The organism is Nocardia takedensis NBRC 100417, assembly GCF_000308695.1.
In the GTDB taxonomy this organism is placed as follows: Bacteria; Actinomycetota; Actinomycetes; order Mycobacteriales; family Mycobacteriaceae; genus Nocardia; species Nocardia takedensis.
In genome coordinates this window covers 35,571-51,457 of the sequence record NZ_BAGG01000023.1, presented here as the reverse complement: position 1 = coordinate 51,457, position 15,887 = coordinate 35,571, and the positions used below count along the sequence as shown (strand labels likewise).

18 protein-coding genes are annotated in these 15,887 nt (G+C 67.6%); 3 read left to right on the top strand and 15 right to left on the bottom strand.

The window, feature by feature from the left end:
• Nucleotides 1-305: 305 nt before the first annotated feature.
• Nucleotides 306-1,586, bottom strand: coding sequence for a UDP-N-acetylglucosamine 1-carboxyvinyltransferase (gene murA, locus ON30_RS06060; RefSeq protein ID WP_174387394.1), 1,281 nt, complete (start codon nucleotides 1,584-1,586; stop codon nucleotides 306-308).
• Between the two features lie 309 nt (nucleotides 1,587-1,895).
• Between murA and ON30_RS06055 the strand changes: the two genes are divergently transcribed.
• The 3 genes from ON30_RS06055 (at nucleotide 1,896) to ON30_RS06045 (ending at nucleotide 4,481) form a co-directional block, all read left to right on the top strand.
• Nucleotides 1,896-3,074: a globin domain-containing protein gene (locus ON30_RS06055; protein WP_040704802.1), complete on the top strand. Its 1,179-nt coding sequence runs from the start codon at nucleotides 1,896-1,898 to the stop codon at nucleotides 3,072-3,074.
• Nucleotides 3,065-3,964 carry a DivIVA domain-containing protein gene (locus ON30_RS38850; RefSeq protein WP_051028976.1) on the top strand — a complete coding sequence of 300 codons (900 nt, stop codon included), beginning with the start codon at nucleotides 3,065-3,067 and terminating at the stop codon, nucleotides 3,962-3,964. Before ON30_RS06055 ends, ON30_RS38850 begins: the two co-directional genes overlap by 10 nt.
• A gap of 148 nt (nucleotides 3,965-4,112) precedes the next feature.
• Nucleotides 4,113-4,481, top strand: coding sequence for a group I truncated hemoglobin (locus ON30_RS06045; RefSeq protein ID WP_040704801.1), 369 nt, complete (start codon nucleotides 4,113-4,115; stop codon nucleotides 4,479-4,481).
• On the opposite strand, the gene ON30_RS06040 is transcribed toward ON30_RS06045, so the two are convergent.
• From ON30_RS06040 to ON30_RS05975, 14 genes are all read right to left on the bottom strand, one after another.
• Nucleotides 4,478-5,062 carry a cob(I)yrinic acid a,c-diamide adenosyltransferase gene (locus ON30_RS06040; protein ID WP_040704800.1) on the bottom strand — a complete coding sequence of 195 codons (585 nt, stop codon included), beginning with the start codon at nucleotides 5,060-5,062 and terminating at the stop codon, nucleotides 4,478-4,480. The two genes, ON30_RS06045 and ON30_RS06040, sit on opposite strands and share 4 nt — an antisense overlap.
• A gap of 63 nt (nucleotides 5,063-5,125) precedes the next feature.
• Nucleotides 5,126-5,548 (bottom strand): DUF2550 domain-containing protein, encoded by a 423-nt coding sequence (locus ON30_RS06035; protein ID WP_040704799.1) that lies wholly within the window; start codon nucleotides 5,546-5,548, stop codon nucleotides 5,126-5,128.
• A gap of 216 nt (nucleotides 5,549-5,764) precedes the next feature.
• Nucleotides 5,765-6,142 carry a F0F1 ATP synthase subunit epsilon gene (locus ON30_RS06030; protein WP_040704798.1) on the bottom strand — a complete coding sequence of 126 codons (378 nt, stop codon included), beginning with the start codon at nucleotides 6,140-6,142 and terminating at the stop codon, nucleotides 5,765-5,767.
• A gap of 6 nt (nucleotides 6,143-6,148) precedes the next feature.
• Entirely contained in the window at nucleotides 6,149-7,597 is a 1,449-nt protein-coding gene (atpD, locus tag ON30_RS06025) for a F0F1 ATP synthase subunit beta (RefSeq protein WP_040704797.1), read from the bottom strand.
• 76 nt (nucleotides 7,598-7,673) lie between these two features.
• Nucleotides 7,674-8,642: a F0F1 ATP synthase subunit gamma gene (locus ON30_RS06020; RefSeq protein WP_040704796.1), complete on the bottom strand. Its 969-nt coding sequence runs from the start codon at nucleotides 8,640-8,642 to the stop codon at nucleotides 7,674-7,676.
• A 54-nt stretch (nucleotides 8,643-8,696) separates the two neighbouring features.
• Nucleotides 8,697-10,334, bottom strand: coding sequence for a F0F1 ATP synthase subunit alpha (gene atpA / locus ON30_RS06015; RefSeq protein WP_040704795.1), 1,638 nt, complete (start codon nucleotides 10,332-10,334; stop codon nucleotides 8,697-8,699).
• 67 nt (nucleotides 10,335-10,401) lie between these two features.
• Complete coding sequence (locus ON30_RS06010) at nucleotides 10,402-11,211, bottom strand: F0F1 ATP synthase subunit delta (protein WP_040704794.1); 810 nt, start codon at nucleotides 11,209-11,211, stop codon at nucleotides 10,402-10,404.
• 19 nt (nucleotides 11,212-11,230) lie between these two features.
• A complete protein-coding gene (locus tag ON30_RS06005; protein WP_040704793.1) occupies nucleotides 11,231-11,791 on the bottom strand; it encodes a F0F1 ATP synthase subunit B in 561 nt (186 codons plus the stop codon).
• Between the two features lie 5 nt (nucleotides 11,792-11,796).
• Complete coding sequence (locus tag ON30_RS06000) at nucleotides 11,797-12,045, bottom strand: ATP synthase F0 subunit C (protein ID WP_040704792.1); 249 nt, start codon at nucleotides 12,043-12,045, stop codon at nucleotides 11,797-11,799.
• A gap of 81 nt (nucleotides 12,046-12,126) precedes the next feature.
• Nucleotides 12,127-12,954: a F0F1 ATP synthase subunit A gene (gene atpB, locus ON30_RS05995; RefSeq protein WP_452376807.1), complete on the bottom strand. Its 828-nt coding sequence runs from the start codon at nucleotides 12,952-12,954 to the stop codon at nucleotides 12,127-12,129.
• A gap of 263 nt (nucleotides 12,955-13,217) precedes the next feature.
• Nucleotides 13,218-13,676: a Cg1360 family ATP-synthase-associated protein gene (locus ON30_RS05990; protein ID WP_040704790.1), complete on the bottom strand. Its 459-nt coding sequence runs from the start codon at nucleotides 13,674-13,676 to the stop codon at nucleotides 13,218-13,220.
• 76 nt (nucleotides 13,677-13,752) lie between these two features.
• A complete protein-coding gene (locus ON30_RS05985) occupies nucleotides 13,753-14,913 on the bottom strand; it encodes a glycosyltransferase family 4 protein (protein WP_040704789.1) in 1,161 nt (386 codons plus the stop codon).
• Nucleotides 14,914-14,929: 16 nt separating this feature from the next.
• Complete coding sequence (locus tag ON30_RS38845) at nucleotides 14,930-15,079, bottom strand: hypothetical protein (RefSeq protein WP_157183621.1); 150 nt, start codon at nucleotides 15,077-15,079, stop codon at nucleotides 14,930-14,932.
• 80 nt (nucleotides 15,080-15,159) lie between these two features.
• Complete coding sequence (locus ON30_RS05975; RefSeq protein WP_040704810.1) at nucleotides 15,160-15,831, bottom strand: L-threonylcarbamoyladenylate synthase; 672 nt, start codon at nucleotides 15,829-15,831, stop codon at nucleotides 15,160-15,162.
• Between the last annotated feature and the right edge of the window lie 56 nt (nucleotides 15,832-15,887).

Below are 15,887 nucleotides of genomic sequence, written 5' to 3'. Positions count from 1 at the left end.
CCATCAGAACCAGTCATCCAACCGGCCATTCAGTGAGGCAACTTTTCCAGCTTAGCCCAGCCAACCACCCGAAACCAAATCCGAGTATCAACCGAACCAGTGTGATCGCCAGGCGCTCCCCGTACAACCTCGTTGGCCCCTATCCGATGTTACCATCGAACCCTCTCAGCGTGACCGCTGAGGCCGGGGTTGGTGTCCGTGTCGCTCTGACTCGAATAAAGTTACGTGGTGCCGTGCACGATGTCAAATCCCCTGGTCAGAAAGGGTTTTCATCGACGTCGCCGCGACGTCACCTTCCGGCAAGCTCATTCCGGCGCGCCGACACGCTCGACCTGACCGCCCAGGGATTGCAACTGCTCCACGAAATTCGGGTAGCCCCGGTCGATGTGGAAGACGTCGTGCACTTCGGTCATCCCGTCGGCGACCAGTCCGGCCAGCACCAGACCCGCACCCGCCCGGATGTCGGAGGACCAGACCGGCGCGCTGGACAACCGCGGGATCCCGCGCACCACCGCGTGGTGACCGTCGGTCCTGGCGTCGGCGCCGAGGCGGATCATCTCCTCCACGAACCGGAACCGCGCCTCGAAGATGTTCTCGGTGATCATCGAGGTGCCGTCGGCGATGGCGGCCAGGCCGATGGCCATCGGCTGCAGGTCGGTCGGGAAGCCGGGGAACGGCAGGGTCGAGAAGTTGACCGCGCGCGGCCGGTCGGGTTGGACGACGCGGAATCCGTCCACGTCGAAGGAGATCCGCGCGCCCGCGGACCGCAGTTTGTCCAGGACCAGCGACAGGTGCTTCGGGTTGACCCCGGTCACCTTCACATCGCCCATCGTCATCGACGCGGCGATACCCCACGTGGCGGCGACGATGCGGTCGCCGATGACCCGATGGTCGGTCGGCGACAGGCGTTCGACGCCTTGGATGGTCAGCACCGAGGTGCCCGCACCGCTGACCCGCGCCCCCATCTGGACCAGCATGTTGCACAGGTCGACGATGTCGGGTTCGCGCGCGGCGTTGTCGATGACCGTCTCGCCCTCGGCCAGGACCGCGGCCATCAGGATGTTCTCGGTGGCGCCGACGGACGGGAAGTCCAGGCGGATCCGCGCGCCCTGGAGTTCGTCGGCGCGGGCGACGACGCAGCCGTGCTCGATCTCGCTGGTCGCGCCGAGCAGGCGCAGACCGGCCTGGTGCATGTCCAGCGGACGTGAGCCGATCGCGTCACCGCCGGGCAGCGCCACCACGGCGCGCTTGCACCGCGCCATGAGCGGACCCAGGACGCACACTGACGCGCGGAACTGGGTGACCGCCGGGAAATCGGCGTGATACTTCGGTTCGGCGGGGGTGTTGATGGTCACCACCGACCGGTCGCCGGGGGCGTCGTCGGTGATCGTCACCTCGCAGCCGAGGCCCCGCAGGACCTCGGCCATCAACGGGACGTCGAGGATGTCGGGGCAGTTGGTGATCCTCGACGTGCCCTCGGCCAGCAGGGCGGCGGCCATCAGCTTGAGGACGCTGTTCTTCGCCCCTCCCACCGCGACCTCGCCGACGAGCCTGTTGCCCCCGGTGACCAGAAACCGTTCGCTCACACGGGTCAGCTTATCCATCGTCGTCGGCCGGTACCCGCGTGTACGCGATCTCGATATCGGACCGAACGGTCTATCGCGTGATTCGCTTCGAGATCCACGCTCTGCGAGCAAGCGGAACTTGATCTAGGCTACCGGCCAGTCAGGAGGCTCGTGCCCGAGCGACGGGGGTCATGACGGCGTTGTCGTGCTCCCGGTGCCGAGTCCCGAACGCTCACCGACACCGCAGGATTGGGGACGTTTTTGTCGAGTACCCGTGATCCGCGCCCGGCGATCCGACCCGGCGCACGCCGAGTGGACCGCTGATCGGCGATGGATATACCGGCACTTCAAGCTAGTTGGCGCGACGTCGAGAAAGTCGGCGACGAAGCGGTTCTCTACTTCTATTCGCATCTGTTCATGGCCCACCCCGAGGTGCGCGCCATGTTCCCGGTCTCGATGGCCGCCCAGCGGAGTCGGTTCTTCGCCGCGCTGGGACGCATCGTCAGCAGTGTCGACCGCATCGGCGGCGATCCGAGCTTCGTGCGGCAACTGGGGCGCGACCACCGCAAATTCGACGTCGTCGCCGATCACTATCCGGCGGCGGGCGCCTCGCTGCTGGCGACCTTGCAGTACTTCCTGGGCGCGGCGTGGACCGACCGACTGGCCGCGGACTGGGCCGAGGCCTACGGCGTGGTCGCCAAGATCATGGTGCTGGCCGCCGAGGAGAGCGAGCAGACCTCGCCCGCATGGTGGGAGGCCGAGGTCCTGGGCGCCGATCGGCGCAGCATCGACGTCGCGGTCCTGCGGATACGACCGACCCAGCCCTACGCCTACAGTCCCGGACAGTCCTTCGCCCTGGAGATCGCGCAGCGACCGAAGCTGTGGCGCTACTACAGTCCGGCGAACGCGCCGCGAGCCGACGGCACCATCGATCTGCACGTGCAGATCGTCGCGGGCGGACAGGTCAGCGCGCCGCTGGCCCGACAGGTCGCCGCGGGCGACACCGTGCGAATCGGCGCGCCGGTCGGCACGGCGCTGACGGTCGCCGAGCAATTCCGCGGCGACCTGCTCATGGTCGCGGGCGGCACCGGACTCGCGCCGATGACGGCGGTCGTCGAACAACTCGACGCCGAGTGGCGCGCGGGTGGGAACAGCGCGAATGTGCATCTGTTCCACGGGGTTCGAACCCAGTGGAACCTCTACGAGGACGCCTTCCTCACCGAGATGGCGAACACCAGGCCCTGGTTCCACTACACCCCGGTGGTGTCGGAGGACCCGGCCTTCCGCGGCGCCAAAGGGGCGGTGGGCGCCGTCGCGGCGCGGACCGCGGACTGGCAGGGATACACCGCCCTGGTCTGCGGTTCGGTCGCGATGGTCGAACACACCAGGGACGAACTGACCGGCGCGGGTCTGGCGCGCACGGCCATCCGATTCGAGAACTTCGACCCGGCGGGCGGCACCGAGGAGGTCCCCGCGGCGAGCGGACACGAGGTACCCACATGGCGCTGAAACCACGCGATATCGAGAAAGTCCAGTTCAAGAGATCGGCGCTGGGACGGCGCGGCTACGACGAGGGGCAGGTCGACGAATTCCTCGAGCGGATCGCCCGCGAGGTGACCCGCCTGGACACCACCAACAAGCGGCTGACCCAACAGGTCGAATACGGCGGGGAGAAATCGCTGCTGGCCGACAACGACTACCTGGCGACGCGGGTCGCCGATCTGGAACGTCAGCTCGCGCTGCACAAGGCCGCGCCGGTGAGCACCGTGACGGTGGACACCCTGCGCGGCGAGTTGGCGGCGCTGCGCCGGGAGAACACCCAGTTGCGCGAGGAGACCCAGCACGACCTGCTGGGCGTGAGCATTCGCGCGGTGAACATGTTGAGTCAGGCGCAGATCTCGGCGGAGACCACGGTGGCCGAGGCCGAGCACTACGCGCGCGAACTGGTGACGGCGGCGCGCGAGCAGTACGCCGACATCCTGCGTCAGGCCCAGGAGTCGGCCGCGCAGGCCGCCGACGGTATCGCCGCGCTGACCGACACCCCCGCCGACGCCCCCGATCCGGTGCCCGCCGAGATCGAGTACATCCGCACCTACGCCCAGATCGCGCAGAAGCAGATGCACACGATCGTGGAGGCGTTGTTCACCGAGATCGACAAGCTGGGTCAGGCGCAGGAGCAGTCGACGCGACCCGATCCGGATCGCGCGGCCGTGCCCGACTCGCCGCGCTCGGCGATATCGCACGGGCCGCGGTCGGCCGTGTCCGAGTCGTCGCGTTCGTCGGCCGCCGAACTGCCGCGTTCGACGGTGCCCGATTCGCCGCGTTCGACTCTCTCCGAGACGCCTCGGTCGGCGGTGTCCATGTGGACTCCGCCACAGATCGGACCGGCGGATCGTTGATCAGGGCGGACACCGTTCGGCGCGGACTTCCTCGGCCTGCGAAGCCAAAAGGGTTGCACTACAGTTGTTTTCGATCCGCAGCCCGTTCGGATCGGAAAACATACCGACAAGTCGCCATGTACGTGGCGACAGACGGAGGACCCTTTCCATGTCGAATTCCCTCTACGAACAGATCGGCGGAGCCGAAGCCGTCGCCACCGTGGTCGACGACTTCTACGTCCGCGTCCTGGCCGACCCGGAACTGGCAGGCTTCTTCACCGGCGTGAACATGTCGCGCCTCAAGGGCAAGCAGGCCGAATTCTTCAACGCGGCTCTGGGCGGACCGGAGCCCTACACCGGCGCGCCGATGCGGGATGTCCACCAGGGTCGCGGCATCGCCCAGCAGCACTTCGACCTCGTCGCGGGCCACCTCGGCGCGGCGCTCAGCGCGGCGGGCGTGCCCAGGGAACTCGTCGATCAGATCATCGGCACGGTCGCGCCGCTGTCCGAGGACATCGTGAGTCTGCGCGTCGGCTAGTCCGCGCGCTTCGCGCCGCCGCCCGGCTGCCACAGCACGTCACCCTCGGGGTTGGTGAAACGGCTCAGGATGAACAGCAGATCCGACAGGCGGTTCAGATATTTCGCGGGCAGGGCGCTGGTGTCGTCGGGGTAGGCCGACACCGCCGCCCACGCCGAGCGCTCGGCGCGCCGGGCGACCGTCCGCGCGGTGTGCAGCAACGCCGCCAACGGCGTGCCGCCGGGCAGGATGAACGAATTCAGCGGCGCCAGTTCGGCATTGAACTCGTCACACCACTTCTCCAGCCGGTCGACGTAGTCCTGGGCGATGCGCAGCGGCGGGTACTTCGGCTCGGCCACCACCGGCGTGGACAGATCGGCGCCCGCGTCGAACAGATCGTTCTGGACCTGGCGCAGCACCGCCAGCAGTTCCGGCTCCGGCGCGCCCAGCGCGATCGCCACCCCGATCGCGGCATTGGTCTCATCGCAGTCGGCGTAGGCCACCAAGCGCGGATCGGTCTTGTCCACCCGGGAGAAATCGCTCAGACCGGTCGTCCCGTCGTCCCCGGTCCTGGTGTAGATCCGAGTCAGGTGCACACTCATCCGGGATACCCGCCCTTCCGCGACAGTCGTTCGACGTCATCGAGGGTAGCCCGAGCGGGCCCGCTACAGGCCGGGCAGCCTGCGCGTGCGATCCGACGGACGCGACTCCACCCAGGACAGGAAGGCCGCACGGGCGCCGCGGTCGAGCGCGAGTTCGTAATCCCCGCCGTGATCGGCCACGGCGGTCACGATGATCTCGTCGGTCATGATGTCGTACTCGTCGCCCACCGGGCCGCGCCGGTCACCGATTTCGATGCCGCGCCGCCGGATCGTGGAATCCGGGCCCAGTCGCAGACTCGTGAGCTTGTAGAAGACGAGCCTGTCCTCGTCGTAGCGGATCAGGCCGTGCCGCCACCCCTGGCCGCCCTGGGCGGGCAACACCCGCAGGATCGCGGCGGTGCCGCCGCGGCGCAGCATGACGAGCCGGTAGATCGATATCAGGGCGAGTCCGACCAGCACCGACACCAGAATGATCAGAACAACCATCCCGGTCTGCAATGCTGTTCTTCCTTCCACTCGGCGACGGTACGAGAATCCTGCCGGATACCCCTCCGTTGCGACATTCAAACACGAGGCCGCGAACGGCCCATCAGGCGGGCCGGAAAACCATCGGGCCTACCGGAATACCGGGGCCCGAAACCATTGTCGGCGGCGAAGTCCCCTTCGCCGCCGACAATGGCATTGTTCACAACAGAACTGGCCTCAGAGCTGTGCGGCCTGCTCGAACGCGCGCACCTGGGCCTGCGCGACCTTCTGCTCCTCCTCCGAGGCCGCCGCGTCGGCGAGCACCCGGCGGGCCGACTCGACGTCGACCTCGCCCGCGAACTCCGCGGACTCGGCCAGCACCCGGACGCTGTCGGCGGTCACCGAGAAGAAGCCACCGTGCACGGCCGCGACGATGCGCTCACCCTCGACCGGGACGATGTTCACGATGCCGCCCTCGACCAACTGGCCGAGCAGCGGCTCGTGACCGGCCATGATGCCGATCTGTCCCTCGGTGGTCTGCGCGCTGACGAAACTCGCCCGCCCCGACCAGAGCCGCCGTTCCACGGCGACCAGATCCACTGACATCTCAGCCATCGGTGACTACTTTCCGGCGATCTTCTTCGCGGCCGCCTCGACGTCGTCGAGACCACCGCAGGAGTTGAACGCCTGCTCCGGGAAGTGGTCGAACTCGCCCTTGCAGACCCGGTCGAAATCGTCGATGGTCTGCTCGAGCGGCACGACCGAACCCACCTGGCCGGTGAACTTCTCGGCCACGATGAAGTTCTGGCCGAGGAACTTCTCCAGACGACGGGCGCGACCGACGAGGACCTTGTCCTCCTCGGAGAGCTCGTCCATGCCGAGGATGGCGATGATGTCCTGGAGTTCCTTGTACTTCTGCAGGATCCGCTTGACCTCGTTGGCCACCGCGAAGTGCCGATCGCCGACGATCGAGGCCTCGAGGATGCGCGAGGTCGAGGTCAGCGGGTCGACGGCCGGGTAGATGCCCTTCTGCGAGATCGGGCGGGAGAGCTCGGTCGTCGCGTCCAGGTGGGCGAAGGTGGTCGCCGGGGCCGGGTCGGTGTAGTCGTCGGCGGGCACGTAGATGGCCTGCAGCGAGGTGATCGAGCGACCGCGGGTCGAGGTGATGCGCTCCTGGAGCTCACCCATCTCGTCGGCAAGGGTCGGCTGGTAACCGACGGCGGAGGGCATACGACCCAGCAGGGTCGAGACCTCGGAACCGGCCTGGGTGAAGCGGAAGATGTTGTCGATGAACAGCAGCACGTCCTGGTGCTGCACGTCACGGAAGTACTCCGCCATGGTCAGCGCCGACAGCGCGACCCGCATACGGGTGCCCGGCGGCTCGTCCATCTGGCCGAAGACGAGGGCGGTGTCCTGCAGGACGCCCATCTCCTCCATCTCCAGGTGCAGGTCGGTGCCCTCACGGGTGCGCTCACCGACGCCCGCGAACACCGAGGTGCCGGAGAACTCCCGCGCGATACGGGTGATCATCTCCTGGATCAGCACGGTCTTGCCGACACCGGCGCCACCGAACAGGCCGATCTTGCCGCCCTTCACGTAGGGGGTCAGCAGGTCGATGACCTTGATGCCGGTCTCGAGCAGCTCGGTCTTGCCTTCGAGCTGGTCGAAGCTCGGGGGCTTGCGGTGGATGCCCCACTGCTCGCCGTCGCGGCCCAGGCCGGGGGTGTCCAGGCAGTCGCCGAGGGCGTTGAACACGTGCCCCTTGACGACGTCGCCGACGGGCACCGAGATCGGCTTGCCCGAGTCGGTGACGGTCGCGCCGCGGACCAGGCCGTCGGTCGGCTGCATCGAGATGGTGCGCACGATGTTGTCGCCGAGGTGCTGGGCGACCTCGAGGGTCAGGGTCTTGGCCACCGAGGTCAGGGTGATCTCGGCGTGCAGAGCGTTGAACAGCTCGGGGATGGCTCCGCGCGGGAACTCGACGTCCACGACGGGGCCGATGACGCGGACGACGCGACCTGCGGCCTCGCCGGTCCGGCTCGTGTTGTCCTGTGTGACAGCTGCGGTCATTGGTGTTGGTTCTCTCCGTGTCTTGTTGCGGCCTGGCGGGCCGGGTAGGTACGGCCCTGGCTCAGGCCGCCGCGCTTCAGTCGCGGTCCGAGCTCGACGCCAGCGCGTTCACGCCGCCGACGATTTCGCTGATTTCCTGCGTGATCTGGGCCTGACGGACCGAGTTCGCCTCGCGCTGGAGCACGCTCGCGAGTTCGTTGGCGTTGTCGGTGGCCGCCTTCATTGCGGTGCGCCGAGCCGCCGACTCGGATGCCGCTGCCTCGAGCAACGACGCGTAGATACGCGTGTTGACGTACTTGGGCAGCAGGGCCGCCAGCAGCACGTCGGCGTCGGGCTCGAATTCGTACTGTGCCGTGACCTTCGCCGTCGGCGAGTCGGACACGAAATCCTCACCGATGTCGAAGTTCTCGTCGACGTAGCTCACCTGGATCGGCGCGAGCCGCCTGACCTCGGGGGTCTGGGTCAGCATCGAGACGAACCGGGTGTAGACGATGTGCAGTTCGTCCACACCGGCCACGGTGCCGCCGTCGGGCGTCGGCACCTCGCCGTCCGCTCCGGCCATGAAGCTGTCCACCAGGTGACGGCAGGCCTCGGAGGCGTCGGAGTACTTCGGCTGCTGGGAGAACCCCGTCCACGAGCCGACCAGTTGCCGGTTGCGGAAGGTGTAGTACGTCAGGCCCTTCTTGCCCATGACGTAGAGCACCGGTTCCTTGCCCTCGCCGCGCAGGGTGGTCATCAATTCCTCGGCGCGCTTGAGCACGTTGGAGTTGTAGCCACCGGCCATGCCGCTGTCACTGGTGATGACCAGGACGGCGGCGCGGCGCGGGTTCGGACGTTCGGTGAGCAGCGGGTGCGCCAGGTTCTGCGACGCACTGGCCAGTTCGCCGAGGACTTTGGTGATCTCCTCCGCGTACGGCTTGGCGGCCGCGACCCTGGCCTGCGCCTTGGAGATGCGCGAGGTCGCGATCAGCTCCTGCGCCTTGGTGATCTTCTTGATCGAATTCACACCGCGAATGCGGGAGCGCAATTCACGCAAGCTGGCCACGGTTCAACCTCCCTGCTTCGCCGCGTATCGAATGACGCATCACGGGCCGCCGACCTACTTCTCGACGTGCTTGCGGGTGACCGACAGCGATTCGACCTCTTCGTGGTCGAGTTCGCCGGCGTCGGCCTCGTTCACCACGCGGCTGCCGTCGGAGGCGAGGAAGCCCTGCTTGAACTTGTCGGTCGCGGCCTTGATCGCGTCCGCCGCGTCACCGGTGAGGACCTTGCCGCCCTCGATGGAGGCGAAGGCGTCGGGGGCCTCGCGGTGCAGGTCCTCGAGCAGTTCGCCGTTGAAGCGACGGATGTCGCCGACGGGGACCGAGTCGTAGTAACCGGCGTCGACCAGGTAGATCGAGACGATCTGATCCTCGACGGCGACCGGGGAGTACTGGTCCTGCTTGAGCAGTTCGACCCAGCGCGCGCCGCGCTCGAGCTGCGCCAGCGAGGCGGCGTCGAGGTCGGAGGCGAAGGCGGAGAACGCCTCGAGCTCACGGAACTGCGCCATTTCCAGACGCAGCGAACCGGCGACCTTCTTCATGCCCTTGGTCTGGGCGGCGCCACCGACGCGGGAGACCGAGGTGCCGACGTTGATCGCCGGGCGGACGCCCTTGTTGAACAGGTCGGACTCGAGGAAGACCTGGCCGTCGGTGATGGAGATCACGTTGGTCGGAATGAAGGCCGAGATGTCGTTGGCCTTGGTCTCGATGATCGGCAGACCGGTCATCGACCCCGCGCCCATCGCGTCGGAGAGCTTCGCGCAACGCTCCAGCAGGCGCGAGTGCAGGTAGAAGACGTCACCCGGGTACGCCTCGCGGCCCGGCGGGCGACGCAGCAGCAGCGAGATGGCGCGGTACGCCTCGGCCTGCTTGGTCAGGTCGTCGAACACGATCAGGACGTGCTTGCCCTGGTACATCCAGTGCTGACCGAGGGCCGAACCGGTGTAGGGGGCCAGCCACTTGAAGCCGGCGGAGTCGGAGGCCGGGGCCGCGACGATGGTGGTGTACTCCATCGCGCCGTGCGCCTCGAGGGCCGACTTCACGCCCGCGATGGTCGAGCCCTTCTGGCCGATCGCGACGTAGATGCAGCGCACCTGCTTGGTCGGATCGCCGGACTCCCAGTTCGCCTTCTGCGCCAGGATCGCGTCGATGGTGACCGCGGTCTTGCCGGTCTTGCGGTCGCCGATGATCAGCTGACGCTGGCCGCGGCCGATGGCGGTCAGGGCGTCGATGGCGGTGATGCCGGTGGCCAGCGGCTCCTCGACCGGCTGACGCTCCAGCACGGTCGCGGCCTGCAGCTCGAGCACGCGCTGCTCGTCGGCCTCGATCTCGCCCAGGCCGTCGATCGGCTGGCCGAGCGGGTTGACCACGCGACCGAGGAACTTGTCACCGACCGGAACCGAGAGCACGTCGCCGGTGCGGCGGACCTGCTGGCCCTCCTCGATCTCGGCGTACTCGCCGAGGATGACCGCACCGATCTCGCGATCCTCGAGGTTCAGCGCCACGCCGAGCACACCGCCCGGGAATTCGAGCAGCTCGTTGGCCATCGCCGAGGGCAGACCGGAGACGTGCGCGATGCCGTCGCTGGTGTCGGTGACCACACCGACTTCTTCGATGGAGGTCTCGGGTTTGTAGCTCTGGGTGTAGCTCTCGATCGCGCTACGGATCTCGTCGGAGGAGATCGTCAGCTCCGCCATGTTCTTCCTGCTCTCGCTGTGTCGTTCTCGAATGTCGGGGGGTGGTGCGGTGCGCGGCGGCGCAGGCTCAGGCCAGCTCGCGTCGCAACCGCTCCAGTCGGCCGATGGCGCTGCCGTCGATCACGTCGTCGCCGACGCGCACGACCAGGCCGCTCAGCAGACTCGGGTCGACCTGCACGTGCACCGTGACCGGCTTGCCGTAGATGCGCCCGAGGGAGGCCGCGAGGCGATCGCGCTGCTGTTCGGACAGGGTGATCGCGGCCTGCACGTGCGCCACGATCTGATCGCGCCGGTTGGCGGCCAGATCGGACAGCTCGTCGAAGGCCGCGCCGATCCCGGCGCTGTGCCTGGTCACCACCTGCTCGGCCAGGGTCAGCGTGATGGGTTCGACCTTGCCGGTCAGCAGCCGCGCCACCAGGTCGCGCTTGGCCGAGGCGGGCTTCGCGCGATCCGAGAGCGCCTGCTCCAGATCGGGGTTGTCGGCGACGATCCGGCCCAGCCGGAACAGCTCGTCCTCGACCGCGTCGGCCCGGCCGCTGTCGCCCGCGGACTCCAGCAGCGCTTCCTGACCGAGCAACACCAAGGTGTCGACGAGGTCGGCGGTGCGGGACCAGTCCTGGGCGACGGCGGTGGTCAGCACCGCCTGCGTCGCGGCGCTGACCTTGCTTCCGAAGACCCGCTCACTCAGTTCGGCGCGCACCGAACCCGGCACCGACACGTCCGCGAGCGCAACACGCAGCGAACGCTGGTCGTCCAGCACCCCGACGACGGCGAACAGTTCCGAGCCCGTCGTCGCGGCAACACTGTCGCTTCCGGTCAGGGCGGCGCGCAACGCCTCCCTGGACCGGGCGCTCGCCTCGCGGCTCGCTGCGTACATGCTTCTCACTTTCGCGTCGTTACCTTCCGACCCCGATGCCCGCATCGGTGTCGTCGAGTTCGGCGAGGAACCGCTCGATCGACGCCGCCTGCTTGGCGTCGTCCGAAACCGACTGCCCGATGATCTTCTCGGCCAGGTCGACGGCGGTGCGGCCGACCTCGGAACGCAGTTCGGTCAGGATCTGCTGGCGCTGGGCTTCCAGCTGGCTGTGACCGGCGGCCACGATGCGGTCGCTCTCGGCCTGGGCCTCCGAACGCATCTGCGCCAGGATCTGCTGGCCCTGGGTACGCGCGTCCTCACGGATGCGCGCGGCCTCGAGCCTGGCGTCGGCCAACTGCTGCTGGTACTGCTGCAGCGTCGCCTTGGCCTCTTCCTGGGCGGACTCCGCGCGAGCGATGCCGCCTTCGATCTTGTCGGTACGCTCGTCCAACGTCTTCAGCAGACGCGGGACGACGTACTTGTAGAACAGCACCGCGATGATCGCGACGCAGACCACGGACCAGACGATGTCGTACGTCTCGGGGATGAGGGGATTCACATCCTCTCCCTCGGACGCCGCGAGCACTGTGATCTCGTACATCGGAATCAGAAAATGAAGCCGGCGACGAGACCGATCAGCGCCAGCGCCTCGGTGAACGCGATACCGAGGAACATGTTGGTGCGGATCGTGCCCTGGAGCTCGGGCTGACGGGCGATACCCTCGATGGCCTTGCCGACCACGATGCCGACGCCGATGCCGGGGCCGATGGCGGCCAGACCGTAGCCGATGGCGCCGAAGCCCTTGAACGTCGATTCGGAGGTGGCGGCTTCCTGGGCCAGGTACGCGAGGCTCATTAGTCTTCCATTCCCTTTCTGTTGCTCACCTGCCGGTCGGCACGGTGTAGCAGGTTGTGGCGTTTGGTCGTGCGAGTCGGGTCAGTGGTCGTCGGCGTGCTGCGCCAGGCTGATGTACACCGCGGTCAGCAGCGCGAACACGTAGGCCTGCAGGAAGATGACCAGCATCTCGAACAGCGTGAAGCCGAGACCGGCGAGCAGCGAGAACGGCGAGAACACCTTCATCCAGGCGGCGGCGTCGAACAAGAAGAACCAGGTGGCGCTGAAGAACAGCACCAGCATGATGTGGCCCGCCAGCATGTTGGCCATGAGTCGGACGGTCAGCGTGAACGGGCGCAGGATGAAGGTCGAGACGAACTCGATGGGGATCAGCAGCACGTGCAGCGCGGGCGGCACGTTCGGCACCACGATGCTGCTGCGCACGTACTTGAAGAAGCCGTACTTCTTGATACCCACGTAGTTGAACACCACGTACACGACCGCGGCCAACACCAGCGGCATACCGATTCGGGCGTTCGAGGAGATGTTCAAGCCCGGAACGATGCCGGAGAAGTTCAGAAAGAGAACCGTGAAGAAGATCGTCGCGATCAGCGGGAAGAACTTGCGTCCGCTTTCCTTACCGAGGACCTCGTCGCAAATCTGCTCCTTCACGAAGACCAGACCCGTCTCGGCGACATTCTGAAGTCCGCGCGGGATGATCTTCGGCGAGCGGAAAGCCAGGAGCATGACACCCACCAGCACCGCGGTCATCAGCAGCCGAACCAGCATCAATCGATCGAGTTCGAACGGCGTTCCCTCGAACAGCACAGCTGGAGGGAAGAAGTCGGTAAGCGACGGCGCGTGGAACTCGGCCGCCAAAGTGGTGACGCTCAGCGTTCTCTCCCGTGTTCGGGCCGCGGGTACGTTCATTTCCGCGGTTCGATCGGACATTGACGATCAATTGGGTCGACTCAGGTCGGCTCGAAATTCGTCAGCAGCTGCGCGGCAAAACCCGCCCGGGGCGTCTGTACGGGTGTCGGCGACATTCGTCGACATGCAGAACCGGAACCTCGGGGCCCGGCACGGCAGTAAGCATAGCGGCACGGCGAGGGATCCGGTGATCCCCCCTACCTTGGTCGCTTGCTTACCAACACTTTACCAAGCTATCTACGACGCTGTGTAGGGGGGTGAAGCTATTCGCCGCTCGGCTCGGGGTCGGGATCGCCCGCGGTGGTGGTCACGTACGGAACCTTCTGGCGCAGAACACCGTAGGTCTCGGCTCCGAGGACGATCAGCAGCGCGCCGATCACGGTCAGGAACAGCACGGTGCGGTCGTAGAAGGCGAAGTTGTTGAGCACACCCACCACGATCAGCACGACCAGCACCTTGCCGACCCAGCTGACCAGCATGACCAGGCCCGCGGTGCTGGGCGGGAGCTTCGCGCCGAACAGGATGACCGCCGCGGTGGTGAGGATGAAGCCGCCGCCGATGGCCGCGCCGATCAGCGCGCCCCACAGGCCGGGCGTCCCCGCGAGCGCCGTGCCCAGCGCCACCGACAGCACGACCAAGACGGCGAGACCGATCAGCCCGTATCGCAGGGCCGCGCGCAACGGGGCGTCGGGGCCGGGGACCGGTTTCGGAGTCGAGCTCACGACCGCCCCTCGCGCTCGCCCGGCACGCCTTTACCCGGCGTCGTCTTCTCGATCCACTCGCTCACGACGACCGACTTTACCCGGGGGCCTGACGGTCGTCGGCGGGCTCCCCGCCGCGCAGACCCGGAATAGCGGTCACCACCAGCGCGAAAACCAAGCCGCCCGCCACCAGCAGGACCACCAGTCGCACATCCATCAGCGAGGTGCCGACCGCGCCGAATGCGAGCACGCCGACCCACAAATAGATCAGCAGCACGACGCGTCGATGGGAATGTCCGATCTGGAGCAATCGGTGGTGCAGATGCATTTTGTCCGGAGTGGAGAAACTCACGCCCGCGCGCACGCGCCGGATGATCGCCAGCACCAGATCCAGCACCGGAATGAACATGACCGCGCCGACCAACAGCAGCGGCGAGAGCAGACCCACGATGTCGCGCGGGCCGAAACCCTGCAACGGAATGCGGCCCGAAGCGCTGGTCGAGACCGCGGCCAACACCAGGCCGATCAGCATGGAACCGGAATCGCCCATGAAAATCCGGGCGGGCTGGAAATTGTGCGGCAGGAATCCGAGGCAGGCTCCCGCCATCGCGGCGGCCAACAATGCGGGCGGATAGGTGTCGACCGACCCACCCTGTTCGGTCATCAATCCGACGGCGAAGACGAATATCGCCGCCGCGCAGATCAACCCGAGTCCGGCGGCCAACCCGTCCAAGCCGTCGACGAAGTTCATCGCGTTCACCAACGTCACGGTGACCGCGACGGTGACCAGACCGCCCTGCAACGCGTCCAGGAACACGGTGGTGTTGCTGAAGGGGTTGTAGATGCTGTACCAGCTCAGCCCCATCGCGGCCATCACACCCGCCGCGGTGACCTGACCGGCGAATTTGGTGAGGGCGTCCAGGCCCCAGCGGTCGTCGACGATGCCGACGAGCACGATCAGGGTGGCCGCGACCAGCACGGTGATCGGGATGTTGGGGGGTCCGTAGTCGAACCCGCGACGCAGCGCGGGCAGTTGGTGGGCGAACAGCACCGCGGCGGCGAAGCCGAGGTAGATGCCGACGCCACCCATCCGCGGGATCGGTTTGACGTGCACGTCGCGTTCCCGGGGCACGGCCACCGCGCCGAAACCGATCGCGAGCACCCGGATGCCGCCGGTGGCCAAGAACGTGACCACCGCGGAGACGAACAGCACCAGCAGGAGTTCCCGGAGCGGGACGACCGCCCCCGACGAGACCATCAACGCAGCGGCTCGATCACTCGCCGCACCGCCGCGCGCCGTCGAGGACGGGGCCGGTCGGAAGATCCGGGGCGAGGCCGCGCACGCGATCGCCGGACGCGACCACGGTGACGACTCCGGCCCGGGACACCCCGAAGGGGCGGGGACGGCGAACGTTGCGGAACATGCCGCCCATCTTCGCACTGCCCCGGCGGCACGGCCGAACCCGGTCCGCGGCGGTGGATCGCCCGGTCGCGGCCGGGCGGATCACCCCTGCTGCGGAGCGGTGTCGAGGAGTTTGGCGGGCGAGGTGCCCAGTACTTCGGCGATCTCGCGCACCGAGACCGCGCCCTCGCGCAGGATCCGGGGCTGATCGGCGGTCAGGTCGACGATGGTCGAGGCGACGGCGTGATCGGCGGGACCGCCGTCGAGGTAGACCCCGACCAGGTCGCCGAGCTGATCGCGGGCCTGGTCGGCCGTCGTGGCGGGCGGCTGACCGGAGACGTTGGCGCTGGACACCGCCAGCGGACCGACCTCGGCGAGCAGTTCCAGCGCGACCGGGTGCAGCGGCATGCGCAGCATCACCGTGCCGCGGGTGTCGCCGAGATCCCAGGCCAGCGACGGCGCCTGCTGCACGACCAGGCTCAACCCGCCCGGCCAGAACGCCCGGATCAGTTCGCGGGCTTGCGGTCGCACCGAGAAGACCAGGCCGTCGATGGTGTTCCAGGAACCGACCAGCACCGGGACCGGCATGTCGCGACCGCGGCGCTTGGCCGCCAGCAGCGCGTTGACCGCACTGGAGTCGAAGGCATCGGCCGCCAAGCCGTAGAGGGTGTCGGTCGGCATCACGACCAGCCGCCCGGACTTGAGGGCGCTGGTGGCCGCGGACAGTCCGGCGGCGCGCGAACCGGGATCGCCGCAGTCGTAGACGGTGCTCACGGGCTCCATCCTGTCACGGCGTCGGTTCACCGGCGCTATCGCGTCCACCGGCCTCG

Coding starts and splice junctions, on each gene's coding strand:
- ON30_RS06055 (WP_040704802.1), top strand. CDS start 1,896: ATGGATATACCGGCACTTCAAGCTAGTTGGCGCGACGTCGAGAAAGTC.
- ON30_RS38850 (WP_051028976.1), top strand. CDS start 3,065: ATGGCGCTGAAACCACGCGATATCGAGAAAGTCCAGTTCAAGAGATCG.
- ON30_RS06045 (WP_040704801.1), top strand. CDS start 4,113: ATGTCGAATTCCCTCTACGAACAGATCGGCGGAGCCGAAGCCGTCGCC.
- ON30_RS06040 (WP_040704800.1), bottom strand. CDS start 5,062: ATGAGTGTGCACCTGACTCGGATCTACACCAGGACCGGGGACGACGGG.
- ON30_RS06035 (WP_040704799.1), bottom strand. CDS start 5,548: ATGGTTGTTCTGATCATTCTGGTGTCGGTGCTGGTCGGACTCGCCCTG.
- ON30_RS06030 (WP_040704798.1), bottom strand. CDS start 6,142: ATGGCTGAGATGTCAGTGGATCTGGTCGCCGTGGAACGGCGGCTCTGG.
- atpD (WP_040704797.1), bottom strand. CDS start 7,597: ATGACCGCAGCTGTCACACAGGACAACACGAGCCGGACCGGCGAGGCC.
- atpA (WP_040704795.1), bottom strand. CDS start 10,334: ATGGCGGAGCTGACGATCTCCTCCGACGAGATCCGTAGCGCGATCGAG.
- ON30_RS06010 (WP_040704794.1), bottom strand. CDS start 11,211: ATGTACGCAGCGAGCCGCGAGGCGAGCGCCCGGTCCAGGGAGGCGTTG.
- ON30_RS06005 (WP_040704793.1), bottom strand. CDS start 11,791: ATGTACGAGATCACAGTGCTCGCGGCGTCCGAGGGAGAGGATGTGAAT.
- ON30_RS06000 (WP_040704792.1), bottom strand. CDS start 12,045: ATGAGCCTCGCGTACCTGGCCCAGGAAGCCGCCACCTCCGAATCGACG.
- atpB (WP_452376807.1), bottom strand. CDS start 12,954: ATGAACGTACCCGCGGCCCGAACACGGGAGAGAACGCTGAGCGTCACC.
- ON30_RS05985 (WP_040704789.1), bottom strand. CDS start 14,913: ATGGTCTCGTCGGGGGCGGTCGTCCCGCTCCGGGAACTCCTGCTGGTG.
- ON30_RS38845 (WP_157183621.1), bottom strand. CDS start 15,079: ATGTTCCGCAACGTTCGCCGTCCCCGCCCCTTCGGGGTGTCCCGGGCC.